The 25,694-nt window shown below is 53.7% G+C and carries 24 protein-coding genes; 21 read left to right on the top strand and 3 right to left on the bottom strand.

Annotated features, from left to right (window positions below; translation table 11 throughout):
* Positions 1 to 191 precede the first annotated feature (191 nt).
* From recF to dnaA, 3 genes are all read right to left on the bottom strand, one after another.
* Entirely contained in the window at positions 192 to 1,310 is a 1,119-nt protein-coding gene (recF, locus tag NCG89_RS09735; RefSeq protein ID WP_251086334.1) for a DNA replication/repair protein RecF, read from the bottom strand.
* A gap of 166 nt (positions 1,311 to 1,476) precedes the next feature.
* Complete coding sequence (gene dnaN, locus NCG89_RS09740) at positions 1,477 to 2,586, bottom strand: DNA polymerase III subunit beta (RefSeq protein ID WP_251086335.1); 1,110 nt, start codon at positions 2,584 to 2,586, stop codon at positions 1,477 to 1,479.
* A 153-nt stretch (positions 2,587 to 2,739) separates the two neighbouring features.
* A complete protein-coding gene (dnaA, locus tag NCG89_RS09745; RefSeq protein ID WP_251086336.1) occupies positions 2,740 to 4,257 on the bottom strand; it encodes a chromosomal replication initiator protein DnaA in 1,518 nt (505 codons plus the stop codon).
* 519 nt (positions 4,258 to 4,776) lie between these two features.
* Here dnaA and rpmH point away from each other — a divergent pair.
* From rpmH to NCG89_RS09850, 21 genes are all read left to right on the top strand, one after another.
* On the top strand, positions 4,777 to 4,911 hold the full coding sequence (rpmH, locus tag NCG89_RS09750; RefSeq protein WP_198569793.1) for a 50S ribosomal protein L34: 135 nt from the start codon (positions 4,777 to 4,779) through the stop codon (positions 4,909 to 4,911).
* Positions 4,912 to 4,969: 58 nt separating this feature from the next.
* A complete protein-coding gene (rnpA, locus tag NCG89_RS09755; RefSeq protein WP_251086337.1) occupies positions 4,970 to 5,335 on the top strand; it encodes a ribonuclease P protein component in 366 nt (121 codons plus the stop codon).
* 56 nt (positions 5,336 to 5,391) lie between these two features.
* On the top strand, positions 5,392 to 5,598 hold the full coding sequence (gene yidD, locus NCG89_RS09760; protein WP_432757890.1) for a membrane protein insertion efficiency factor YidD: 207 nt from the start codon (positions 5,392 to 5,394) through the stop codon (positions 5,596 to 5,598).
* Entirely contained in the window at positions 5,591 to 7,258 is a 1,668-nt protein-coding gene (yidC, locus tag NCG89_RS09765; protein WP_251086339.1) for a membrane protein insertase YidC, read from the top strand. Before yidD ends, yidC begins: the two co-directional genes overlap by 8 nt.
* Positions 7,259 to 7,269: 11 nt before the next feature.
* A complete protein-coding gene (gene mnmE, locus NCG89_RS09770) occupies positions 7,270 to 8,640 on the top strand; it encodes a tRNA uridine-5-carboxymethylaminomethyl(34) synthesis GTPase MnmE (RefSeq protein ID WP_251086340.1) in 1,371 nt (456 codons plus the stop codon).
* Between the two features lie 127 nt (positions 8,641 to 8,767).
* Positions 8,768 to 10,729, top strand: coding sequence for a TonB-dependent receptor plug domain-containing protein (locus tag NCG89_RS09775; protein WP_251086341.1), 1,962 nt, complete (start codon positions 8,768 to 8,770; stop codon positions 10,727 to 10,729).
* A gap of 29 nt (positions 10,730 to 10,758) precedes the next feature.
* Complete coding sequence (locus NCG89_RS09780; protein ID WP_251086342.1) at positions 10,759 to 11,649, top strand: hypothetical protein; 891 nt, start codon at positions 10,759 to 10,761, stop codon at positions 11,647 to 11,649.
* A gap of 2 nt (positions 11,650 to 11,651) precedes the next feature.
* The gene (locus NCG89_RS09785) at positions 11,652 to 13,580 is read left to right on the top strand and encodes a response regulator (RefSeq protein WP_251086343.1); all 1,929 of its coding nucleotides are present in this window, start codon (positions 11,652 to 11,654) and stop codon (positions 13,578 to 13,580) included.
* Between the two features lie 343 nt (positions 13,581 to 13,923).
* Positions 13,924 to 15,813 (top strand): tRNA uridine-5-carboxymethylaminomethyl(34) synthesis enzyme MnmG, encoded by a 1,890-nt coding sequence (gene mnmG / locus NCG89_RS09790; protein WP_251086344.1) that lies wholly within the window; start codon positions 13,924 to 13,926, stop codon positions 15,811 to 15,813.
* Positions 15,814 to 16,458 carry a 16S rRNA (guanine(527)-N(7))-methyltransferase RsmG gene (rsmG, locus tag NCG89_RS09795; RefSeq protein ID WP_251086345.1) on the top strand — a complete coding sequence of 215 codons (645 nt, stop codon included), beginning with the start codon at positions 15,814 to 15,816 and terminating at the stop codon, positions 16,456 to 16,458.
* Between the two features lie 24 nt (positions 16,459 to 16,482).
* Positions 16,483 to 17,310 (top strand): ParA family protein, encoded by an 828-nt coding sequence (locus tag NCG89_RS09800; protein ID WP_251086346.1) that lies wholly within the window; start codon positions 16,483 to 16,485, stop codon positions 17,308 to 17,310.
* Complete coding sequence (locus NCG89_RS09805; protein ID WP_251086347.1) at positions 17,303 to 18,241, top strand: ParB/RepB/Spo0J family partition protein; 939 nt, start codon at positions 17,303 to 17,305, stop codon at positions 18,239 to 18,241. Before NCG89_RS09800 ends, NCG89_RS09805 begins: the two co-directional genes overlap by 8 nt.
* Before the next feature lie 317 nt (positions 18,242 to 18,558).
* The gene (locus NCG89_RS09810) at positions 18,559 to 18,936 is read left to right on the top strand and encodes an ATP synthase subunit I (protein WP_251086348.1); all 378 of its coding nucleotides are present in this window, start codon (positions 18,559 to 18,561) and stop codon (positions 18,934 to 18,936) included.
* A 19-nt stretch (positions 18,937 to 18,955) separates the two neighbouring features.
* Positions 18,956 to 19,894: a F0F1 ATP synthase subunit A gene (atpB, locus tag NCG89_RS09815; RefSeq protein ID WP_251086349.1), complete on the top strand. Its 939-nt coding sequence runs from the start codon at positions 18,956 to 18,958 to the stop codon at positions 19,892 to 19,894.
* Between the two features lie 46 nt (positions 19,895 to 19,940).
* The gene (atpE, locus tag NCG89_RS09820; protein ID WP_251086350.1) at positions 19,941 to 20,180 is read left to right on the top strand and encodes a F0F1 ATP synthase subunit C; all 240 of its coding nucleotides are present in this window, start codon (positions 19,941 to 19,943) and stop codon (positions 20,178 to 20,180) included.
* Between the two features lie 53 nt (positions 20,181 to 20,233).
* The gene (locus NCG89_RS09825; protein WP_251086351.1) at positions 20,234 to 20,704 is read left to right on the top strand and encodes a F0F1 ATP synthase subunit B; all 471 of its coding nucleotides are present in this window, start codon (positions 20,234 to 20,236) and stop codon (positions 20,702 to 20,704) included.
* Positions 20,705 to 20,716: 12 nt separating this feature from the next.
* The gene (locus NCG89_RS09830; protein WP_251086352.1) at positions 20,717 to 21,253 is read left to right on the top strand and encodes a F0F1 ATP synthase subunit delta; all 537 of its coding nucleotides are present in this window, start codon (positions 20,717 to 20,719) and stop codon (positions 21,251 to 21,253) included.
* A 31-nt stretch (positions 21,254 to 21,284) separates the two neighbouring features.
* Positions 21,285 to 22,829: a F0F1 ATP synthase subunit alpha gene (gene atpA, locus NCG89_RS09835; protein ID WP_251086353.1), complete on the top strand. Its 1,545-nt coding sequence runs from the start codon at positions 21,285 to 21,287 to the stop codon at positions 22,827 to 22,829.
* Between the two features lie 57 nt (positions 22,830 to 22,886).
* Entirely contained in the window at positions 22,887 to 23,753 is an 867-nt protein-coding gene (atpG, locus tag NCG89_RS09840) for a F0F1 ATP synthase subunit gamma (RefSeq protein WP_251086354.1), read from the top strand.
* Between the two features lie 52 nt (positions 23,754 to 23,805).
* The gene (atpD, locus tag NCG89_RS09845; protein WP_251086355.1) at positions 23,806 to 25,203 is read left to right on the top strand and encodes a F0F1 ATP synthase subunit beta; all 1,398 of its coding nucleotides are present in this window, start codon (positions 23,806 to 23,808) and stop codon (positions 25,201 to 25,203) included.
* Positions 25,204 to 25,240: 37 nt separating this feature from the next.
* The gene (locus NCG89_RS09850; RefSeq protein WP_251086356.1) at positions 25,241 to 25,672 is read left to right on the top strand and encodes a F0F1 ATP synthase subunit epsilon; all 432 of its coding nucleotides are present in this window, start codon (positions 25,241 to 25,243) and stop codon (positions 25,670 to 25,672) included.
* The last annotated feature ends 22 nt before the right edge of the window (positions 25,673 to 25,694 follow it).

Here is a 25,694-nt window from a genome sequence, read left to right on the forward strand (position 1 = left end):
GGGTTATCACCTTTATTGTGGCTCTGTTGCGTTCTATCGATGGCGAGGACAAGCCAAAAACAGCGCGTGTTGCTTAAAATCTGCTTACTCAAGGTAAGCTTGATCATTCTTTTCTGGTGCTTCTCAGTCTCCTACTCAGGCCGCGAGCGAGTGCAGCCCAGGAGCTGGCTTTGCCGTTTCGACCTCGGCATTCAAACCCCGGTGAAACGACCATGTTCCACGTGAAACCTTTTAACGCTCTTACCCGAACACCAATCCCCTGAAAGCTCCTCAGCAGTGATCGATGTTGCAAATACCTGGGTTTTCAACGACGCCAATGCCCGAAACAATGCACGCCGCCTCACTATATCCAACTCTGCAGGCAAATCGTCGATCAGCACAATACCCACAACACCAGACTGCTCTAGCATGAGCAGCTGGGCGATCTTCAAAGCACAAACCAGCGTCTTAGTTTGCCCCCGTGACAGCACCTCTGCTGCCTGAACGCCATCAACCCGCACTGACAAGTCTGCACGATGGGGGCCTGGCCGAGTAAACCCTTGACTGAGATCCGTCTCCAGGCTGGCCGCAAGGGCCTCCGCCAGCGAAAGCTGAGCGTCCCAACCCGAGGAAAAGCGCAACGTCACCTCACCACCAAACACACCGCCTTGCTCATCAAACTCAGGCGAAAGCTTGGCATACACTTCAAAGAAAAGGGCGAGGAGGGCGTCAAACTGACCCTGCCGACTTTCATTAATTTTTTCGCCGCACGCGACCAGCTCTCGGTCCCATACAGCCAATAAAGAACGATCAATTTTACCACGTCTGAGCAAAGAATTTCGCTGTTGTAGCGCCTTACGGTATCGAATCCACAGAGAGTAAAAATGAAGATGTTTCACGTGGAACACTGACCAGTCCAGGAACTGGCGCCGATCAGCAGGCGACCCTTCTATCAGCGCAAATGCCGCCGGATTGACCAACTGAACCGGAAGAATTCCGGCCATCTCTCCAACTGAACCAAGCCGCTCGCCCCTGAATTTCACTAATGTGCCATCGGTGGCCGAACGCTGAACCGCTAGCCATTGGCCCTCAAGCCCATCGATATCTTCCAGCTCCCCCCTCACCAACAGCGCGTCCTGAGCAGCCTGAATCATCGATTTTATTTTACGGGTTCGAAAGGAATGACTTATCGACAGGGTATGCAGCGCTTCCAGCAAACTGGTTTTACCACTACCGTTGAGGCCATGAATAAAGTTCACGTCTGCCAAATCCAACAACTTGGCGTGCTCGATATTTCGAAAATGACTGACAGACAGCTGCTTCAAACGCATGGGAAATCAGGGCGCTCTTGAATTAAAGCGATGACCAATGGACGGTACGGGCAAAAATGAGATACCAGCAAGAAGAGAACAGAGAAGAAGAGGAGGGGGTTACGATGGGGAAGAAGCGCCGCCGCACTATTGGTGATTCGCGACAGCACCTTCCCCATAAAAAGGTCTACAGCCTCATCGGCATTACAACGTACTGACAGTCCTGCGACTCCGACTCCTCGATCAACGCTGAGCTGTTTGCGTCAGATAACGAGAACTTCACTGTCTCTCCCGATACCGCCGCCAACACATCCAGCAGATAACTCACATTGAAGCCAATCTCGAGACCCTCACCGGCATAATCCACCGCCACAACCTCTTCTGCCTCTTCCTGCTCTGGGTTGTTAGCAATGATCTGAAGACTACCACTGCTCAACACGATGCGAATACCGCGATATTTCTCATTCGACAGGATCGCGGTGCGGGCAAAGGCCTGTTTCAGCTCCTGGCGCGACCCCAAGACCTCTTTGGTGCTGCTTCTGGGCAACACACGCTCGTAGTCCGGGAACTTGCCATCGATAAGTTTTGAGGTGAAGGTAAAGTCGGACGTGACTACCCGAATATGGTTGTTGCTGACGATAATTTCCGCGTCCTGATCTTCATTGATCAGTAGGCGGCCCAGCTCAATAACGCCTTTACGCGGCACGATCACCTGGGAGGCATTATCAACATTAATGTCACAGGGGAGGGTAGCCATCGCCAAACGGTGGCCGTCGGTTGCAACCACCCGCAGATTGCCGGTTGCCACTTCGAACAACATACCGTTGAGGTAGTAGCGAACATCCTGCTGAGCCATTGCGAAACTGGTTTTCTCGATCAACCGTTTCAGGTCACCCTGCTTAATGACAAAACGCTGGCCGCCTTTGCCTTGCTCTACACTTGGAAAATCCGCCGCCGACAAGGTAGACAGCTGGAACCGGCTACGGCCCGACTTGATAATCAGTTTTTGCTCGTCGAGCTGAATGTCCAGCGCAGCACCATCAGGAAGTGCCTTACAGATATCCACTAGCTTTTTGGCCGGTACGGTTATCTCACCAGGAGAAGCCACCGCCGCCGCATCAAGGTTTACCCGTCCGATCAGTTCGACCTCAAGGTCGGTGCCGGTAAGGGACAACTGATCACCGTCTACGACGATTTGCACGTTCGCCAAAACCGGTAGCGTTTGACGTCGTTCAACAACACCAGCCACCAGGTTCAGTGGTTTAATCAGTGCGTCCCTGGAAATTGAAAATTTCATGTCTCCTGAATTCCTCGTCTCGAGTCGTTGATTATCAGATCGGGCATCACAATGTCATTGCGTCGGTCAGCACTGAAGAAAACGCTTCGAAGAGCAAAACAGGCGCCCTAACGCGGTGTTATGACACTTTATTATATTAGCCGCTGTCAGGCATCAAGTTGTCAGCAGTCTTATCAAATTTTGATAATCTTCCCGAATATCATTGTCGGTTTCCCGCAATTCTTTCACCTTCTTGCAGGCATGCAACACGGTGGTGTGATCGCGGCCACCAAAACTTTCACCAATCTCCGGCAGGCTGTGATTGGTTAACTCCTTTGACAAAGCCATGGCCATTTGCCGAGGGCGAGCCACCGAGCGACTGCGCCGCTTTGACATCAAGTCAGAAAATTTTATTTTGTAGTATTCCGCAACGGTGCGTTGAATATTTTCGAGACTAACCAGCTTGTCCTGCAGGGCCAAAAGGTCCTTCAGCGAATCCTTAATCAAAGGCACATCAATCGGCTTGGCCATAAAGCGGGAACTGGCGATCACTCGCTTCAGCACACCCTCCAGCTCACGAACATTGGAGCGTACCCGTTGGGCAATAAAAAAAGCTGCTTCAGATGGCAAGGTAATTCGCTCCTGTTCAGCCTTCTTCAACAAAATTGCCACCCGGGTCTCTAGCTCAGGGGGCTCTACAGCCACAGTCAGACCCCAGCCAAATCGGGATTTCAATCGTTCCTCTAAGCCCTTGATTTCTTTCGGGTAACGATCACAGGTCAATATCATCTGCTGACCGCCTTCCAACAAGGAATTAAAGGTGTGGAAGAACTCTTCCTGGGAGCGCTCCTTTCCGGAGAAAAACTGAATATCGTCAATCAGCAGCGCGTCCACCGACCGGTAGTAACGTTTGAACTCATTAATCGCGTTCAACTGTAATGCCTTCACCATATCAGCAACAAAACGCTCCGAATGGAGGTATACCACTTTGGCATTCGGGTTCTGCGCCAACAACGCATTACCCACGGCGTGCATCAGATGGGTTTTCCCCAAACCGACTCCGCCGTACAAAAATAGCGGATTGTATGCGCGACCGGGGTTTTCGGCGATCTGACTGGCTGCCGCTCTGGCAAGCTGGTTCGATTTACCCTCAACAAACGTATCAAAGGTATAGGCCTCCATCAGCGAACTCTGATGCCGAATTCGACCTTCCACCTCAACGGTACGGCCGCCGGGTGCGGCGCTACTGTCGATCAATTCTGCTGGCGACACCTCATCGCGATCAACCAGGCGCTGCTCGGCAGCCATCGCCGCCCCAACCGTGTTGCTGGGGGTGACAGATTCCCTGGCCCGCGGCTCAACACCACCGCGTACATTAGCCGACTCCGTCCCCGGCATGACAATGCGGGAGCCAGCATTAGGGACAGCAAATCCGGGAGCCGCCGATCGCCCGCCGATCCCCAGTGCCACCTCCGGGCGACTATCCGACGGCGCCAGCTCAGCGACGAGTTCTAAAATACGATCCAGAAAGCGGTCACTCACCCAATCCCTCACAAAACGGTTGGGCGCAAACAAATCGATTCGACCATCCTGCGCTTCGTAGCGCAGGGGCTTAATCCAGGTATTAAACTGTTGGCTCGGTAATTCGTCGCGCAAATGAGCGATACATTTTTGCCAAGTCGCTTCTGACACCGTTTTCTCCATACCCTTAAAGACTATTATCGAAGCCAAGCTAGACGTACTGGCTTCTTTATATATACCGCTACCGCTTGTGAAAACGACAAAGAGAGCCCAACCGAAAAGCTGGGAAAAGACGTTTAATAACTTGCGAATTCTACGCTTGGAAGACCAACTTATCCACAACAAAATCGGAATAAGAAAGCGCAGATAAAGGAAAAAATTTCTTACTTTTCAAAACGATACAGAAATAAGGAAAAAATTCAAGCGCTTTATGCAAAAAACATTTACCTGTGGATAACACTGCTTGTTTTCTGTGGATATTTAGTGGGTAGCTTGTACAAAAGCTGGTACAACCCCCATAAGCCATCTTCTTCGTTATGCTCGCCGACAAATTCACTGATATCAGGCCACAGAGCGTTGCTATTCCCCTTAGAGTCATCTAAAATTCGCGATCCAAATTTACCGGTCCGGCCAAAAGGGCGGGCTTAGCGCCAACAAGCTGGCGCGGCACTAGACGAAACGGATGAAGCCATGAAAAGAACTTTTCAACCCAGCAACCTGAAGCGTGCCCGCACCCACGGTTTCCGTGCACGCATGGCAACCAAGAATGGCCGTAAGGTCATCAACCGCCGCCGTGCCAAAGGCCGGGCTCGCCTGTCTGCCTAACAGCAGCACCGAATGAGAGTCCGCTGGCGACGCAGTGAACTTACAGTTTGGAAAATCATTGCGTCTTCTCCAAGCCAGCGATTATCAAGCGGTTTTTGAGCGCTCACGCCTCAAGGTTTCCACCCCCGAAATTCTCTTCCTCGCACTGCCCAATGACCGCCAACACCCTCGCCTCGGGTTGGTGATCGCCAAAAAAAATGCTCGTCTAGCGGTGCAGAGAAACCGGATAAAGCGTATTGTGCGGGAGACTTTTCGCCAGCAACAACATCAGCTAATAGGCTTGGATGTGATCGTGCTGGCCAGACGTGGCCTGGATACTATGGAAAACCATCAGCTACACGAAACCTGCAATCAGCTGTGGCTGCAATTGCAAAACCGGGCAGAAAAACACCGTCAACGTATGGCGACGAGGTCAGCCGGCTGATGAAGCGCGTATTGATTTGGCTGGTCAAAGGCTATCGCTTCTTTATTAGCCCTGTGATGGCCAGTCACTGCCGTTTCTATCCCAGCTGCTCCCACTACGCACTCGAAGCACTCCAAACCCACGGCGCCCTTCGAGGCACCGCACTCACTCTATGGCGGTTGCTCCGCTGCCACCCTTTTAACAAAGGGGGCTACGACCCGGTCCCAACCTGCGGCTGCTCGTCGACAAAACTCCAACTTTCTAGGCCTTCTCAACATGATTGATATCCAGCGCTATCTACTGATTGCCGCTATTGCTGCCCTGTCGTTTATGCTGCTGGTGGAGTGGCGCAACTTTGAGCTACCCGAGCCCACCATGGCAGCTACTTCCAAGCCGGCGACGGCGGCTGATGCTGACAACAGCCTTGCTGACCCGGTCGACGTGCCAACGATTGACGACCAGGGACAAGTAGTCGAAGTCCAAAGCGCGACGACCGCCGACCATATCGTGGTGAACACCGATGTGTTGACGGTGAAGATTGCCCTTCAGGGTGGCGACCTGGTTTACAGCTCTCTACCCAATTACACCGCCACTCTGGAATCTGATGACCCTTTCGTCCTGCTGAGCAACAATGACCAGCGCAGCTACACCGCCCAAAGTGGTCTGATTGGCAAGAATGCGACTGACACTGGCGCAGGCCGACCCACTTTTGTTGCCGAAGCAAACGAATTCATCTTGGCCGAGGGCCAGGACGTTCTCAATGTCGATCTGCACTTCAATTACAGCGAGTCCGTGCGTCTGGTAAAACGCTTTGTTTTCAAGCCCGGTAAGTACCTGGTCGATGTCCAATATCTGGTCGACAACCGCGGTGACACCGACTTCGAAGCGCGCTTCTTTGGTCAGCTAAAGCGGGATAATAGCCCCGACCCCAGCGTCGATGATAAAGGCGGCATGTTCTCCATGAAGCCTTTTATGGGGGTAGCTTACGCCGACAACGAAGACCTTTACCGCAAACTGACCTTCGACAAGATGCAAAGCAAGCCGCTGAAGGTCTCGGTTGATGGTGGCTGGATTGGTATGAGCCAACACTACTTCCTCAATGCCTGGGTGCCGCCCCAAGACCAATCCAATCAGCTGTCCACCGTGGTGACCAAGCAGGGCTACAACATTGCTCGCTTCACCGGAGAAAGCGTGGTGGTGCCGGCCGGCCAGCAAGGCAAAATCAGCGCTGAATTTTATACCGGCCCTAAAGATCAGTACCGCCTGGAAGGTATCGCGCCCGGCCTGGACCTCACCGTGGATTACGGCTGGTTGTGGTGGATAGCTCAGCCGCTGTTCTGGCTGCTGACCAAAATGCACGGCTTCCTGGGCAATTGGGGCTTCTCTATTATCGCCATAACGGTGTTGATCAAGGCTGCCTTCTTCCAGCTCAATGCTAAAGCCTTCACCTCCATGGCGAATATGCGCAAAGTCCAACCAAAGCTGGTTGAAATTCGCGAGCGCTACGCCGACGACAAGCAAAAGCAGTCCCAGGCCATGATGGAGCTATATAAGAAGGAAAAAATTAATCCTGTCGGCGGCTGTTTGCCAATGCTGGTTCAGATGCCGGTGTTTATTGCGCTCTACTGGGTACTGATGGAAAGTATTGAGCTGCGTCACGCCCCCTTTATATTGTGGATCCACGACCTGTCGGCCATGGACCCTTACTTTATCCTGCCCGTTGTCATGGGCCTGTCCATGTTCATCCAGCAAAAACTGAACCCACCACCACCCGATCCGATGCAAGCGAAGATCATGCAATGGCTACCACTGATCTTTACCTTCTTCTTCCTGTTCTTCCCAGCAGGACTGGTGTTGTACTGGGTAGTGAACAATACGCTGTCGATTATTCAGCAATACATTATCACCAAGCAGATTGAAAAGCGGGGCCTCCCCACCCGCTAAGGCCGGTAGCCATGAGCACATCGGGTAGCGATACCATTGCCGCAATAGCCACACCACCTGGAAAAGGTGGTGTTGGCATTATCCGCGTCTCTGGCCCAAAGTGCGTCGCCATTGCCGAATCCCTCACAGGCCTCACTGAGCTAAGCCCCCGTTACGCCCACTTCGCCAGTTTTCGGGAAGCGGCGTCCGCCACCGGCGAAGCCCGCCTTATCGATAAAGGCCTGGCATTGTTTTTCCCTGGTCCCCACTCATTCACCGGTGAAGACGTACTGGAGCTTCAAGGTCACGGCGGACCAATCATCATGGATATGTTGTTGCAGGCCGTGCTTGGTCAGGGTGCCAGACTCGCCCGGCCGGGGGAGTTTTCAGAGCGGGCCTTTCTCAACAACAAAATAGACCTTGCCCAGGCAGAGGCCATTGCCGACCTGATTGATAGCGCCTCGGAGCAAGCGGCTCGCCAAGCCATGCGCTCGCTGGAAGGGGACTTTAGCCGCCATATCAACACTCTCGTGAAGGCAATTACCCAGCTGCGAATGTACGTTGAGGCAGCCATCGACTTTCCCGAAGAAGAAATCGATTTTCTCAGTGACGGCAAAGTGGGCGCCGATCTGGCCAACATCTGCCAACAGCTCAATCAGGTGTTTCGCTCTGCCAAACAGGGTAGTTTGCTCCGGGAAGGCATGACCGTGGTAATTGCCGGGCAGCCCAATGCCGGCAAATCCAGCTTGCTCAATGCCTTGGCGGGTAGAGAGTCAGCTATTGTCACCGACATTGCCGGCACCACCCGTGATGTGTTGCGAGAGAATATTCTGATCGACGGCATGCCCCTGCATATCATTGACACCGCCGGTCTGCGCGACAGCGAAGACCCGGTAGAACAGGAGGGTATTCGCCGGGCCTGGTCTGAAATTGAAAAAGCTGATCGAATCTTGCTGGTTGTTGACAACAGCCAACCCCGACCCGCCACCGCAATTCCCACCGAGTTTCTCGACGCCGCGGCAAAGGGCAAGCTCAGTATCCTGCTCAATAAATGTGACCTGCAACCCGCTAACGATCACCCCTTTGCACCGGGTGTGACTACCTTGACGATATCGGCAAAACAGGGGCTCGGAATCGATCAGCTTAGAGACCATCTCAAAAGCTGTATGGGATTTGAAGAAAGCGACTCCAACTTCATCGCCCGCCGCCGACACCTCAACGCCCTGTCTACAGCCGACCAGCATTTGCAGCTGGCCAGTGAACAACTCGCGCATGCCATGGCCGGTGAGTTGGTTGCAGAGGAACTTCGTCTAGCCCAACACGCCCTCTCTGCGATCACCGGTGAATTCACCGCCGATGATTTGCTGGGCGAAATATTCTCCAGCTTCTGCATCGGCAAATAAGCGTCGCTCACCCACCTTTCTCGCTAACCGCCCTACCTTAGTGGAATGCCCAAATTGCTGCTAGCTGGGGCAGCTATACTAAGGCTACACTGCCTGCTGGACCAACAAGAACACATAAGGAGAGAGGATGCGTCAGGGCCTTCCAATCAGCATCGCGCTACTGCTTACCGGTGTATTCTCAGCTGATCATACATTTGCCAACCTCCTCGGCGAAGAAAACCTTCCCGTGGTACTCACTCCTGCGCGCCTCAAGCAAAACCGCACTGAGGTGCCTGCCAGCGTTTCGGTAATTGACCGAGACATGATTATTGCCTCGGGCCTGCGAGAAATCCCTGAACTTTTCCGTCTGATTCCCGGCACCTCTGTCGGCGCTCGGGACGGATGGAATCATGTCGTCAGTTACCACGGTACCAATTACCGGGATTCACGCCGCATGCAGGTGCTGATCGACGGCCGCTCGGTATACCAGGCGGGGTTAGCCACCGTCGACTGGAGCGATATCCCCATTACTATCGAAGATATCGAACGCATTGAGGTTGTACGAGGACCATCGACGGCCGCTTACGGCGCCAATGCCTTTCTCGGCGTCATCAACATTATCACCCGTCATCCTGCCGATAGGGATCGCCTGAATATCAACGTCAAAGTTGGCGATCAAGACACGGAAGACTATCGCGTCAGTCATGCCGGTGATTATGCAGGCGGCTTCTACGGTGTGACTGTCGCCAGTCGCAGAGACAGCGGCTTTGACCACAAAATGGACGGCAGCGAACGTCGAGATGGCAAGAATCTCGAACTGATAAACACCCGGTACGAGCGTCAGCTCTCTAGTGGTATCAGCAGCAGCTTTGCGTTTGGCTACAAACAGGGGTGGACCGAGGATGATCGAACGGATCTGGATGTTACGCCACCCGACAACTACGTTAGAGACTACTATTTTTCCGGCAAGTTAGAATGGGAATACTCCGTCTTTCATACTCAAAGCCTGCGTCTCGACCACTCAAGCCAGGACCAGGAAACCGAGTGGACGGTTGCACTTCCACCGCAATTTATCGGCATTTTCACCAATCCAAATCCCATCGTCATGGCCGACGCAAACCAGAATATCCGCGTTAGCCGCCAGGATCTGGATTTTCAAGACACCTATATCTGGAGTAAATCCTTTCAAACGGTATCCGGTATCCACTTAAAAAAGGCCAGAGCTCAATCAGAAACCTACTACGGTGGCACGATAGACAACCACAGCTATCAGCTATTCGCCAATGCCGAACTAAAATTAAACGACTACATCAGTGCCAACGCCGGTGGGTCATATGAATACGAGCAGTATGTCGGCAAAAATTTCTCACCCCGCTATTCACTGCATTTTCATATCAATGCCGACCACGGCTTTCGGATGATCTATTCCGAAGCGATACGCTCACCTGATTTGTTAGAAACCTCTGCCGACTGGCAGTATACCGCCCGCAATGTCAGACCGGCACCCGACGGCCAGACAGAAGGCACATTTGCCCTCACCGCAACAGGCAACCCCGACGTAAGACCGGAGCGAATTGAATCTCGAGAGATTGGTTATTACGGCAATTTTCGCCAATACCACCTTCAGTGGGATGTGAAAATTTTTGATGACAAACTCGACCGGCTGATCTCAAAATCAATTGCACTCGATAGTTTCGATCCATCTAACGATACATCACTTTCGCAAAAAGGCGCTGAAACAGAAGTCGATTTTCGACCGAATCACCACTGGCTTTTCCATCTTAGCTACGCCTACATCGAAGCAGAGGCCAGCTCAAAACGCGAAGAAGAATTTACACCTCAGAGCGCAGGCAGTGTGCTGGTTTCGTATCGCTTTGACAGCGGTTTGCAGGTCTCTGCCGCCCACTACTATGCAAGAGAAATTGGCACCGACGACAACAAGTTTTCGCGCAGCGATGTTCGCATTGCGCAGTCATTCAATATCGGCAATAGCCGATTAGAAATCGCCTTCACAGCCCAGTATCGTCAGGACAACGACAGTGAACTGCTGGCCGACAATCGTTATCACGATGACTTTCGTCAATGGATTAGTGTGAATCTGCACTACTGAGAAAAGGTAATAGGACAGGGATTAGCCGCTTGAAGACGTTTCAATTCGTCATACAGCTACTGGTAATTCTGGGTGCGTTGGCTTTTGCCACTAACGTGAGCGCCCAGGATGATAGCGCTCGCGTCGATTTGATATTACCTAGTCAAAACGCAGCGCTTACTTCCCTCGCCCAGCGAATTGGTGAAGCAGGGCAGTTTCATCTCAACACCTACATCGGCACGCTCCCAGAGAGACCCCTGCGCGGGAATATACTGCTCGTAGTATCCGATAGTCTTCTGCCCATGCTGCAAGCCGATGGCTACGACGCCAAGTTCGCCCTATACGTCAACTCAAGCCAATACGAAGCGCTAACACCCACACCGCAAAACAGTACGGCGTTATTTTCTGATCAGCCATTAACCCGGCAACTCGCCTTAATCAACACCTTGTTCGGCGAGCAATCCGTGCGCCTGGGACTGGCCTACCGCAATCCACAATTTCTGCAAATCGTTACTGATGCACTAGCGAATATGCCCAACATTTCGCTGGATGCGCGACAAATACCAGACTCATACCGAATTCAAACGATTAACCAGATTATTCAGAACAACCAAGTCTTGCTGGCCACCCCTGAGCAGACCCTCTATAACTCCCAATCGATCCGCGCGATTCTGCAGGCCAGTTATCGCCACCACACCTTGTTGATTGGCCCCAGCGAAGGCTTTGTGGATGCAGGGGCCTTGGCCTCAGTGGTATCAACCCCAGAGCACTACAGCAGCGAAATCCTGCAGATGATCAATCAATTTGTGAACGAGGGAAAAATTCCACCGCCACGGCCTCCCGGACAATTTCGGGTCAAGCTCAATAACAATGTCGCTCGCTCATTAGGGCTATCGTTGCCGGATGAGCAAACCCTTTTGAATAGCATGCTGGGCCAATAGTCATGCCAATGCTCAGTCCGCTTCGAAAATTCAGTTTGTTCCAACAAATTCTTATTGCAGTGCTGATCCCGCTGCTGATCATGTTTTTCTCTTTGTTCAGCTACACGCTGGCGGCACGACTCAATGATGCAGCCCAAAGCCAGCGAGAGATTGCCCGGCGCGTCGCAGAAAATATTGCCGCCCTTACCGAACTCGCTGTCATCAGCGGCGACCAGCAACAGATTCGCGAAATTTTGCCGACAACGCTAACCGGCGACATCATCTCCATTACCGTCACTCAACTCGACACCAGCCAGCAATGGCGGGTGGTCAACCAAGCGCGTCGCGACGACACCAGTGAAATGGTGTTTGCCAACATCTATCAGCGCTCTGTTGCCATCGAAGACGCCATCACCGGTGAAACCCTGGGGAATGCCGAGCCGCGATTGCTCGGCTCTGTTGCCGTCGAAAAGTCCACGGAGGAACTACGTCAGCTTCAGTATCAGATTGTCGGTGTGTCCTCATTAATCGGCATTTTAGTAGCCGCAATCAGTATCGGTATGGCCTGGCGTATCTCGCGCCGACTGGCAAGCCCCCTGGCCGAGATCAATGCCGCGACTAGAGATATCGCCAGTGGAAGAACAGGAGTACGTATTACCGAACTGCAATCGGGTGAGCTCGGTGAACTGCAGCAGCATATCAATGACATGTCCGCCAGCCTCGATGAACAGCAGCTGGCGATAAAGAATCACGTCAGTCAGCTGGAAATCGCCAAGGCCGAAGCGGAAGAAGCCAACAACGCCAAGAGCCTGTTTCTGGCGACCATGACTCACGAGCTGCGTACACCCATGAATGGCGCCCTGGGTATGCTGCAGCTTCTTGCCGATACCGACCTCGACAAAGAACAAAGTCGTTATGTCGATATCGCCCGGGATTCCAGTGAACTGTTGCTGGGCATTGTCGACGACATCCTCGACTTTTCTAAGATAGAGAAGGGTGAACTGCGCTTGCTCGAGCACTACTTTGCAATTGGTAGTCTGCTGGAAAAGACCGTCAACGCATTGCGACACGAAGCCAGCAAAAAGCGAATCACCCTGGATTTGCGTCTCGATCCAAGCCTGCGCAACCTCGAGATTCTCGGCGACGAAACACGACTTCGGCAAATCCTGCTGAACCTCAGTAGCAACGCAGTGAAATTTACCGAGAAGGGGAGGGTCAGCCTCAGTCTCACTGCCGTATCAATCAACGCCCAACGCATCGATCTAGAACTCGTGGTTGAAGACACGGGCATTGGTATCAGTCCCAGTCAGCAGAGCTTTATTTTTGACAGCTTCCGGCAGGCCGATAGCTCCACCGTGCGGCGTTATGGCGGATCAGGACTCGGGCTCACCATCGTCAAACGCCTATGTGAAATGATGAATATTCGCATCGACCTGGAAAGCAATCTGGGCCTCGGAACCCGTTTCCAATTGCGCTGGCAGAGCCAATATCGACAAAAGGTCAGCGCCCAGGCGATCAGCAAAACGGCTTCGAACCCGCTCAAAGGGCTCACGGCACTGGTCGTGGAAGACAACCGGGTCAACCAGATGCTGGTCAGCAATGTCCTGCAAAAATGGGGAATGGAAGTCCTCACTGCCAATCATGGCAAAGAGGCCTTGACCCGAATCGACCAATGTCAGCCCAACGTGGTGCTCATGGACCTGCAAATGCCAGTGATGGACGGCTTTGAGGCCTGCCGCCAGATTCGTCGGCAGTTCAGCCCCGACGAGCTCTGCATCATCGCCCTGACCGCCAACACACTCCAGGAAGACAAAGATCAATGCCTTGCTGCGGGGATGAACGATTACCTCAGTAAGCCCGTTTCATTGCCAGTGTTGAAAGAAAAGCTGGTTTCCTGGCTGGGGAAAGACGATGGCACAAAACCTCTCGAGCCTGTGGAAAACGACGGATAAAAGCGGCAGTTCCCCACAGGCCAATCAAAGCGCGCGAGTTATCCACATTTCATCCCCGCCGGATTCCCAGCCTGCAAACACGAAATCTGTGGATAACACACCGAGTTATACATCAAAAAAAAGAATAAAATTCAAAAACTTAGATAAGTTATCAACAGATAACAGAACCGTAATAGCAGTATCAAACATAAAAAAAACATAAAAATATCAACATATTTATATACTTATCTTTCTTTATTCTTATTTCGGCCTAACTGATTAAATTTTCATCAATTCATTGCAGCCCGCTGCTATCCACGTATAATTTCCGGTCCTTTTCATCTAGCCAGACTTCAGGTGCACCGTGGACTATCCGCAGAGCTTCGACGTTATTGTGATTGGTGGTGGTCATGCCGGTACAGAGGCCGCGCTGGCAGCTGCTCGCATGGGCTGTGCGACGTTGTTGCTAACCCACAACATCGAGACCCTGGGTCAAATGTCGTGCAATCCGGCTATCGGCGGCATTGGCAAGAGCCATCTGGTCAAGGAGGTGGATGCACTGGGTGGCGCAATGGCCCTGGCAACAGACCGCGGCGGCATTCAATTTCGCATTCTGAATGCGCGCAAAGGACCAGCCGTGCGCGCAACCCGCGCCCAAGCGGATCGGGTACTCTACAAAGCGGCCATTCGTGAGATTCTGGAAAACCAGCCCAATCTGGCCATCTTCCAGCAGGCCGTGGACGACCTGATCGTTGAGGGCGACTGCGTGCGTGGCGTGGTGACCAACATTGGCTTGCGATTCCATGCCAAATCGGTGGTGCTCACAGCGGGTACTTTTCTGGGTGGCAAAATTCATATTGGCCTGGATAACCACAGCGGTGGCAGGGCAGGAGACCCACCGTCCATCGCCTTGGCCAGCCGCCTGCGCGAATTGCCGTTCCGGGTAGATCGCCTCAAGACCGGCACGCCGCCTCGTATTGACGCCAAAACAGTTAACTTTGACGGGCTGGAACAGCAGTGGGGAGATACTCCCGCACCGGTGATGTCCTACCTTGGCCGTCGCGACATGCACCCGGAGCAGGTGTGCTGCTGGATTACCCACACCAACGAGCGCAGTCACGAGATTATTCGCGGTGGCCTGGATCGCTCACCCATGTACACCGGGGTGATTGAGGGCATTGGTCCGCGTTACTGCCCGTCCATCGAAGACAAAGTGCACCGCTTTGCGGATAAATCGTCTCACCAGGTGTTTATTGAGCCCGAGGGGTTGAATACGCACGAGCTTTATCCCAATGGCATTTCCACCAGTTTGCCCTTTGACGTGCAACTCAATCTGGTGCGGTCGATCAAGGGTTTTGAAAACGCCCACATGACCCGGCCGGGTTATGCGATTGAATACGACTTTTTTGAACCCAGAGATTTGAAATCGTCTCTGGAGACCAAATTCATGCACGGCCTGTTCTTTGCCGGCCAGATTAACGGCACGACCGGGTACGAAGAAGCGGCCGCCCAGGGATTACTGGCCGGCGCCAATGCCGCGCTGTTGGCCCAGGACAAACCGGCCTGGTGTCCGCGCCGCGACGAGGCCTACATCGGCGTACTGGTCGATGACCTGATCACCATGGGGACCAAAGAACCCTATCGCATGTTTACTTCACGGGCCGAGTACCGCTTGTTGCTGCGCGAGGACAATGCAGACTTGCGCCTGACCGAAAAAGGTCGCGAGTTGGGCTTGGTCGATGATGCCCGCTGGGCTGCGTTCTGCGAAAAACGCGACCGCATTGAGGCAGAGCGTCAGCGGCTGGCCAGCACCTGGATTCAGCCCGGCAGCCCGGCAGCGGCAAAGCTTGACAGCAAAATCAGCAAGCCCCTGAGTCACGAATATAACTTGCTGGAATTGCTCAAGCGGCCCGAGCTGGATTACGCCGATATTGCCGAGCTCTTCGACTCCGCTGAGGCGGTTGACGAGGTGGTTGCCCAGCAGCTTGAAATTGACATCAAATACGCCGGCTACATTGATCGGCAGAAAGAAGAAATCGAGCGATTGCGGCGGTTTGAAAACACGCTGTTGCCAGTAGATTTCGACTATGCCGTGGTCGAGGGTCTGTCGAACGAGGTCAAACAGAAACTGGCAACCACCCGGCCGGAAAGCCTCGCCCAGGCCTCACGCATTCCGGGTGTGACACCTGCGGCGGTTTCGTTGCTGCTGATCTACCTCAAAAAGCGGGGTTTGCTGGACCGGAAGAGTGCCTGAGTGGAGGAGCTAAGACCGCTGCTAAAGCAGGGCAGCGCCGAGCTGGGCCTGTCACTTTCAACCGAACAGGGCACTCACCTGCTGGAATATCTGGCGCTGCTGCACAAGTGGAACCGGGCTTATAACCTTACCGCCATCCGCGAGCCCCGGCAGATGCTGATCAAGCATTTGCTCGACAGTCTCAGTATTGCCCGGTATCTGGAAGGCGGGACCTTTCTGGACGTTGGCACCGGTCCTGGCCTGCCGGGCATACCATTGGCTATCCTCCATCCCGATAAACAGTTTGAGCTGCTTGACAGTAACGGCAAAAAAACCCGTTTTCTGATCGAGAGCAAGGCCAGGCTTGGTCTAAAGAATGTAAGTGTTCACTGTCATCGAATAGAGCAGTTTAACAGCGACCACTTGTTTGACGGGGTGATATCAAGAGCATTTTCCTCACTGGCCGAGATGGCTGGCGCCTGCGCACCTCAGCTCGCGCCCACGGGCCAGTTGTACGCCATGAAAGGCCTGTACCCAGAGGAAGAGTTGAGTCATCTGCCAAAACACTTTATCGTCAAGCGCTGTATTTCACTCAGCGTTCCCGGTTTGGACGAGGCGCGTCATCTGCTGTTGATCGTCCCGGACCGGACCGACACCCAAGCTTGACCCCACTTTGAGAAGGGATGGCCCGTGGCCAAGGTCTTTGCAATTACCAATCAAAAAGGCGGTGTGGGTAAAACCACGACCACCGTCAATCTGGCGGCGTCCCTGGCGGCGACCAAGCGCCGGATTTTGCTGATTGATCTTGATCCCCAGGGCAATGCCACCATGGGCTGTGGTGTCGACAAAGACGCGGTTGAGTTCTCCGTTTACGACGTGCTGGTTGCCGGGCGGGCAATCGGCGAAACCGTGCAGCGCGCCGAAGACAGCGGCTTTGATGTTTTGCCGGCAAATCAGGACCTCACCGCCGCTGAAGTGGAATTGATAAACGAAATCGGCCGGGAGTTTCGCCTCAAGGAAGCCCTGCAGGCGGTGACACCCCATTACGATTACGTGTTGATCGACTGCCCGCCGTCACTGAACATGCTCACCGTGAATGCCTTGGCGGCGGCCGATGGCGTGTTGATTCCAATGCAGTGCGAATATTACGCATTGGAAGGGCTCAGCGCGCTGCTGAACACCATTAATCGGGTGAAGCAGTTGATCAATCCGGCCCTGGAGGTCGAGGGCATTTTGCGGACCATGTACGATGGTCGCACCAGCCTCACCAGCCAGGTGACCGACGAGTTACGTCGCCATTTCGACGACAAAGTGTATAGCACCGTCATCCCTCGCAATGTGCGTTTGGCCGAGGCGCCCAGTCACGGCCTGCCGGTGCTGTACTATGACAAGCAGTCCAAAGGGGCGTTGGCTTACCTTGCCCTGGCCGGTGAAATCCTGCGCCGGGCCAGCAAGCCATCGCCAGAGGCAGAGCCCGACAATAATCTGAATACACAGGCTGAACAGATTCATGGTTAAAAAACGAGGATTGGGCCGCGGTTTGGATGCCCTGCTCGGCGCATCGGCAAATCCGGTCGCTGTCACGCCCCTCCCTCAGGGTAGCAATGATTCGGTGACCCCGGCACCGGTTGACTCGGCGAAAACGGAGACGGCCTCTGGGGTTGACGGCACCCTGCGCAGTCTACCCATCGAATTTCTTCAGCGGGGCAAGTATCAACCCCGCCGGGATATGCAGCCCGAGGCCCTTGAAGAGCTGGCCGAATCCATCAAATCCCAGGGTATTATGCAGCCCATCGTGGTGCGCCAGCTCAGCCAGGACCGCTACGAAATAATTGCTGGCGAGCGCCGCTGGCGTGCCTCGCAACTGGCCGGGTTGGACGCCGTTCCTGCGTTGATCAGAGAAGTGCCGGATGAAACTGCGGCGGCAATGGCGCTGATCGAAAATCTTCAGCGGGAAGATTTGAACCCGATGGAAGAAGCCCTTGCCATGGTGCGCCTGCAAAAAGAGTTTGAGCTGACCCACGCCGAGATTGCGCGGTTGGTTGGCAAGTCGCGCACCACCATCACCAACCTGCTGCGCCTCACCGGTCTGCGGGAGGAAGTGCAAAAGCTGCTCGAAAATGGCGATATTGAAATGGGTCATGCCCGGGCACTACTGGGTTTGCCACCCGAGTCCCAGTCGTCAGCGGCATCGACGGTGGTCAGCCGGGGCTTGTCTGTGCGTCAGACCGAAGCGCTGGTGCGCCGCCTTGTTGAGGAAAAGTCGACAGGGCCGAGCAAAAAAGCACCGACGGCCGTTGATCCCGATATCCGCAAGTTGCAGGAGGAGCTTTCCGAGCGCATTGGCTCGCCGGTGGCAATTCAGCAAGGCGGCAAAGGCAAGGGCAAATTAGTGATTCAGTACAGTAGCCTGGATGAGCTTGACGGCATTCTTCGCCACATCAAATAGCTCATATTGTGTACAGTAAATTAGCAGACCACTTTATCTGGTAGAAATTGGAAGCGCCCCTGGCAGCGAGCTGCTAAGCCACTGATTTGTAATGGTCTGTTGAAATCGCGCTGCTGATTACCTTCGGGGTGAACTAACGGCAAACTGGTTGATACTTGGCCAGCCAGACCCTATAATTCGCCCCGCTTTTTGGACAAGTGGTTCTCCGGTTTTTGAGGGCCCTTCAGCAACCTTGGTTAGCAACCCGGCATCGTATGACAATCGTGGCAACACCCAGTTCAGCGCCGTACGCTGCCCGCAGAATTGCGCGACCGCCGTTGCTCAAGATTTTCGCCATCCAGTGCGTTGTACTGGTACTGGCAACCATTACTGTTTTTTTCCCCTTTGATTGGGTTGAGGCTTACTCAGCGTTTGTTGGCGGGCTAATTTCCATCGTGCCCAATGCCTACTTCGCTCGCCAGGCGTTTCGCTACTCCGGCGCGTTGTATGCCCGCGAAGTCAACCAAGCTTTTTATCGGGGAGAGGTGGGCAAGTACGCAACCACGGTTATTTTGTTTGCCGTTGTGTTTGCTGCACTGTCGCCGCTGAACGTACTGTTTTTATTTTTGGCCTACTTGGCCGCGCTGTTGTTGAATATTCTGCTGGTTGCCTATTTTGGCTGGGTGGATAAGCAACGGATTCGCGGACTAGCATAACTTGAGACGAGACTGACACATGGCAGGTGAATCCCAATCCACCGTTGGATATATCCAGCACCATCTTACCAATCTCACCTATGGCAAACTCCCCGCTGGCTACGAGCGTCTGGATGAGTCAGGCCATGTCCACGAAGTTCTCGAACAAGACACTTGGACCCTTGCCCACAGCAGTGCTGAAGCGGCGGATATGGGCTTCATGGCGATCCATGTTGATTCCATGTTTTGGTCTTTTGCCCTTGGCGCCTTGTTCCTGTTGATTTTTGCCCGGGTTGCCAAACGTGCTCACAGCGGTGTGCCCCGCGGCCTGCAAAACTTCGTTGAAATGATCATTGGTTTCATCGACCAGACCGTTAAAGACGGTTTCCACCACAAGAACGCGATGATCGCGCCGATGGCGCTGACCATCTTCGTGTGGATATTCCTGATGAACACCATGGACCTGGTGCCGGTGGACTGGATTCCCGCCTTTATGGCCTGGGCCACGGGCAACCCTCACTTCTTCTTTAAAGTCGTTCCCACTACTGACCCCAACGTCACGCTGGGAATGGGCTTTACCATCTTCGGTCTGATGGTCTACTTCACTATCGCCAAGAAGGGCTTCATGGGTTTCGTCAAAGAACTGACCCTGCACCCCTTCCACCACCCGAAATGGTTCGTCAATGTTTTCCTGGTACCGATCAACTTTGCACTGGAAGCCATCTCCTGGATTTCCAAGCCCATCTCTCTGGGTCTGCGGTTGTTCGGCAACATGTATGCCGGTGAAATGATCTTCATCCTGATCGCCACCATGTTTGGTGCAGGTCTGATTCTGGGTGTGTTTGCAGGTGTGTTGCAGTGGGCGTGGGCAGTGTTCCACATCCTGGTTATCACGCTGCAGGCCTTCGTCTTCATGGTGCTGACCATTGTCTATATGGCAACAGCGCATCAAATTGAAGAAGAAGACCAGTTCCATTGATTTTTTGATCTACCTTTTTAACTTTAATTGAACTAGGAGAAATACCATGGGTTTGGCACTGATCGCTGTTGCTTTGATGATTGGTTTTGGCGCGCTGGGTACTGCTATCGGCTTCGCTCTGCTGGGCGGTAAACTGCTGGAAGGTTCTGCTCGTCAGCCCGAGTTGGCTCCCATGCTGCAGGGCAAAATGTTCCTGATCGCTGGTCTGCTTGACGCTGTTCCCATGATCGGTGTGGGTATCGCTATGTACGTGCTGTTCGTTGTTGTTCCCGGCCTGCCTGCCTAAGGTAAACCGAACCAACACCACGAACCGCAATTACACATAGCAGAGGTATCGGCGTGAACATTAATCTCACACTGATTGGACAATCGATTACCTTTCTGTTTTTCGTGTGGTTCTGCTACGCCTTCGTATGGAAGGCCATTCGCAGTGCGATGGAAGAACGGGAGAAGCAGATTGCCGACGGTTTGGATGCCGCAGACCGCGCTGGCCGTGATCTTGAGCTCGCTCAAGAAAAAGCCGCCAAGCAACTGCGGGAAGCGAAAGCAGAGGCAGCGGGCATTATTGATGCTGCCAACAAGCGCGCTAACCAGATCGTTGAAGAAGCAAAAGAAACTGCACGCACTGAGGGCGATCGCCTGAAGGCTGCCGCAGAAGCCGAAGTTGAGCAAGAAATGAACCGCGCGAAAGAAGCGCTGCGTTCACAGGTTGCTGCTCTGGCTCTGGCGGGTGCCGAGAAGGTCCTCGAAGCGTCAATCGATGAGTCTGTGCACAAAGACATGGTCGACAAGCTGGCCGCTGGCCTTTAAGCGAGGTTGATCATGGCTGAATTGAGCACAATGGCAAGACCCTACGCCAAGGCGGCTTTTGAGCACGCCTTGGCATCATCTGCCTTGGATAACTGGTCCGAGATGCTGGCTACAGCTGCCGCGGTCGCAAAGAACGACGCGGTGGCTGCGATGTTGGCGTCGCCTTCAGTGACCAGTGCCAAGCAGGCGCAGAGCTTTATCGACATTTGTGGCGATGCGCTTAATGCAGGTGGCCAAAATTTCATCAGGATTCTCGCAGAGAACAAACGCTTGAGTTTGCTACCGCTAATCAGCGAATTGTTTGAAGCACAAAAAGCCATCCAGGAACAAACCGTTGATGTAGAACTGACCACTGCCTTGGCATTGGACAGCGCATCAGAAGAAAATCTGGCCAAAAAGCTCCAGCAGAAGCTGCAGCGTGAGGTGCGGATTACCAGCGTTGTCGATCCCAAGTTGTTGGGTGGCGTCGTGGTACGGGCAGGTGACTTGGTAATTGATGGCTCGGTGCGCGGTCGCTTGGCGAAACTCGCTGAAGCATTAACCTCCTGAGCGTTTAGAGAATAGGATTGAGGAACAGAGCATGCAGCAACTGAATCCATCCGAGATTAGCGATATTATCAAGCAGCGCATCGATCAACTGGATGTATCTGCCCAGGCCCAAAACGAGGGCACGGTAGTATCGGTATCCGACGGTATCGTACGTATCCACGGTCTGACCGAGGTAATGTACGGTGAAATGATTGAATTTGAAGGCGGCGCCTTCGGTATGGCCCTTAACCTTGAGCGCGACTCTGTCGGCGCCGTGGTATTGGGTGACTACCTGGGTATCGCTGAAGGCCAGACCTGTAAATGTACTGGCCGTATCCTGGAAGTCCCCGTTGGCCCTGAGTTGCAAGGCCGCGTGGTTGACGCCCTGGGTAACCCCATTGACGGTAAAGGCCCCATCGACGCCAAAGAAACTGATGCAATTGAAAAAGTTGCTCCCGGTGTAATCTGGCGTCAGTCGGTCGACCAGCCGGTGCAAATCGGTCTAAAAGCGGTTGACGCCATGGTGCCTATCGGCCGTGGCCAACGTGAGCTGATCATCGGTGACCGCCAGATCGGTAAGACCGCGGTTGCGGTTGACGCGATCATCAACCAGAAAGACTCCGGCATTAAGTGTGTGTACGTTGCCGTTGGTCAGAAAGCCTCTTCTATTGCGGCAGTTGTGCGCAAGCTGGAAGAGCACGGCGCAATGGATCACACCATTATCGTTGCGGCAACTGCCTCTGACCCAGCATCCATGCAGTTCATTGCCCCCTTCACCGGCTGTACCATCGGTGAGTACTACCGTGACCGCGGTGAAGATGCGCTGATCATTTACGATGACCTGACCAAGCAAGCCTGGGCTTATCGTCAGATCTCTCTGTTGCTACGTCGTCCCCCGGGCCGTGAAGCCTACCCCGGTGACGTTTTCTACCTCCACTCCCGTCTGCTCGAGCGCGCTGCCCGTGTTTCTGCCGACTACGTAGAGAAGTTCACCGACGGCAAAGTGAAAGGTAAGACCGGTTCATTGACGGCACTGCCCATCATTGAAACCCAGGCAGGTGACGTATCGGCCTTCGTCCCTACCAACGTTATCTCCATTACCGACGGTCAGATCTTCCTGGAAGCCGATATGTTCAACGCCGGTATTCGCCCGGCCATGAACGCCGGTATCTCGGTATCCCGGGTAGGTGGTTCTGCGCAGACCAAGGTTATCAAGAAGCTGTCCGGTGGTATTCGTACCGCGCTGGCCCAGTATCGCGAACTGGCGGCATTCTCCCAGTTTGCTTCTGACCTCGACGAAGCGACCAAAGCCCAGCTGTCTCAGGGTGAGCGCGTAACCGAGCTGATGAAGCAGAAGCAATACTCTCCAATGAGCATTGCCGAGATGGCTCTGTCGCTGTACTGCGCCAACGAAGGTCATCTGAAGAGCGTACCGGTTGCCAAAGTGTTGGACTTCGAAGCGGCGATTCTGTCTTTTGCCCACGCTGAATACGGTGATGTGATGAAGCAGATCAACGAGACTGGTAACTGGAACGACGAGCTGGAAGGCAAGTTCAAGGAACTGGTTGAGAAGTTCAAGTCAACGCAAACTTGGTAAGACGGATGGTGCGGCGGTTGCGTAAGCGACGCCGCATTTCTGCTTGAGGATTGAATCATGGCAGGTGCAAAAGAAATACGCACCCAGATATCCAGCATCAAGAGCACGCAAAAAATTACTAGCGCCATGGAAATGGTGGCCGCCAGTAAAATGCGTAAAGCTCAAGATCGCATGGAAGTGGGTAAACCCTACGCGCAACGTATGCGCGCGGTGGTTGGGCATATCGCCAATGCAAATCCCGAATACCGCCACCAATACATGGAAGAGCGCGACGTTAAACGCGTTGGCTTTGTGATTGTTTCCACCGACCGCGGCCTTTGTGGCGGCTTGAACACCAACCTGTTCAAAGCGGCATTGAAATCGATGAAGAGCTGGTCAGAGCAGTCGGTTGAAGTGGATCTCTGTTTGGTGGGCGCCAAGGCACAAGGCTTCTTTAAAAGCTTCGGCGGCAATGTGGTAGCGCGGGTTCGGGACTTGGGTGAATCGCCCTCGGTGTCCGACCTGATCGGTAGCGTTAAAGTGATGCTCGATGCTTACGGCGAAGGCAAAATTGACCGGCTGTTTTTGGTGGGCAATGAGTTCGTCAACACGATGACTCAAAACCCCTTCGTACGCCAGTTGTTGCCCTTGGAAGCGGAAGAAGACGAGAGCTTGAAACACCACTGGGACTACCTTTACGAACCCAGCCCGGAAGAGCTGCTGGATGGTCTGTTGACTCGCTATGTTGAGTCTCAGGTGTATCAGACCGTGGTAGAGAATGGTGCCTGTGAGCAAGCCGCCCGAATGATCGCGATGAAGAATGCCACCGACAATGCTGGCGACATCATCGATGACCTGCAGCTGGTCTACAACAAGGCCCGTCAGGCGGCGATCACTCAGGAGCTGTCAGAAATTGTTGGCGGTGCGGCGGCGGTTTCGTCGTAAGACGGCGCCCGAACAGAATTTGAATTTTTAAGGTTTTTAAGAGGAACCGGACATGAGTAGCGGACGTATCGTGCAAGTCATCGGCGCCGTTATCGACGTGGAATTTCCACGCGATGCGGTACCGCAGGTTTATGACGCGTTGACAGTGACCGACAGCGGTTTGACCCTGGAAGTGCAGCAGCAGTTGGGTGATGGCGTAGTTCGCGCTATCGCACTGGGCTCTTCCGAAGGTCTGCGTCGCGGCCTGGGTGTGAGCAACACCAATGAAAAAATCAAAGTGCCTGTGGGTATCGAAACCCTGGGCCGGATCATGGACGTACTGGGTAACCCCATTGATGAGTGCGGCCCCATCGGCGAAAAAGAGCGCATGGAAATTCACCGTAAGGCACCTGCCTACGAAGAATTGGCCGCTTCTTCTGACCTGCTGGAAACCGGTATCAAAGTAATCGACCTGGTTTGCCCCTTCGCGAAGGGCGGTAAAGTAGGTCTGTTCGGTGGTGCGGGTGTAGGTAAAACCGTAAACATGATGGAGCTGATCAACAACATCGCAACCGAGCACAGTGGTTTGTCTGTGTTTGCCGGTGTGGGTGAGCGGACTCGTGAAGGTAACGACTTCTACCACGAAATGCAGGAAGCCGGCGTTGTTAACGTGCAGGACTTCAGCAAATCTAAGGTAGCAATGGTTTACGGTCAGATGAATGAGCCCCCGGGCAACCGTCTGCGTGTGGCCCTGACGGGGCTGACCATGGCGGAAAAATTCCGTGATGAAGGCCGTGACGTACTGTTGTTCGTCGACAACATCTACCGTTACACCCTGGCTGGTACCGAAGTATCGGCACTGCTGGGTCGTATGCCTTCTGCGGTAGGTTACCAGCCGACACTGGCAGAAGAGATGGGTGTACTGCAGGAGCGGATTACTTCCACTAAGACTGGTTCTATCACTTCTATCCAGGCGGTATACGTACCGGCGGATGACTTGACCGACCCATCACCTGCAACCACCTTTGCTCACCTTGACTCAACCGTTGTATTGAGCCGGGACATTGCCGCAAAAGGTATCTACCCTGCCGTAGATCCGCTGGATTCTACCTCTCGTCAGCTTGATCCGCTGATCATTGGTAGCGAGCACTATGAAACCGCTCGTGGCGTTCAGTCTGTACTGCAGCGCTACAAAGAGCTGAAAGACATCATCGCCATTCTGGGTATGGACGAACTGTCTGAGGAAGACAAGAAGACCGTAGAACGCGCCCGGAAAATTGAGCGCTTCCTGTCTCAGCCCTTCCACGTTGCTGAAGTCTTCACCGGCAGCCCCGGTAAGTACGTGTCTCTGAAAGACACCATTGCTGGCTTCAAAGGCATTCTGGCTGGTGACTACGACCACCTGCCCGAGCAGGCCTTCTACATGGTAGGCACCATCGAAGAAGCGGTTGAGAAAGCAGCGAAACTGTAAGCTCGCCTTGCGAGCTTACGCCTGAGAGGCGGATGATATGGCTATGACTATTCACTGTGACATCGTTAGTGCGGAAGAAGAGATCTACTCTGGCCGCGCAAAATTGATCGTCGCCAACGGTGTACAGGGTGACCTTGGTGTCACCTATGGTCACGCGCCTCTGCTGACCTCGCTGGAGCCGGGTCCGGTTCGCGTGGTGCTCGATAGCGGTGAAGAACTGATTTACTACGTGTCTGGCGGCTTCCTTGAAGTGCAGCCCAACGTGGTGAGTATTCTTGCCGACACAGCACTGCGCGCTGATGATCTGGACGAAGCGGCCGCACTGGAAGCGCAGAAGCAGGCCCAAGCCGATATGCTCAATCAGAGCGGTGATATCGACTACGGCCGTGCAGCAGCCAACCTGGCCGCTGCTTCTGCCCAGCTTCGCACCCTGCAGCAGATTCGCAAGACCATCAACAAAACCAAGTAATTTGGTGGGTGTTGAAACAAAA

Origin of the sequence: Spongiibacter taiwanensis, assembly GCF_023702635.1 — a bacterium.
Taxonomy (GTDB): Bacteria; Pseudomonadota; Gammaproteobacteria; order Pseudomonadales; family Spongiibacteraceae; genus Spongiibacter; species Spongiibacter taiwanensis.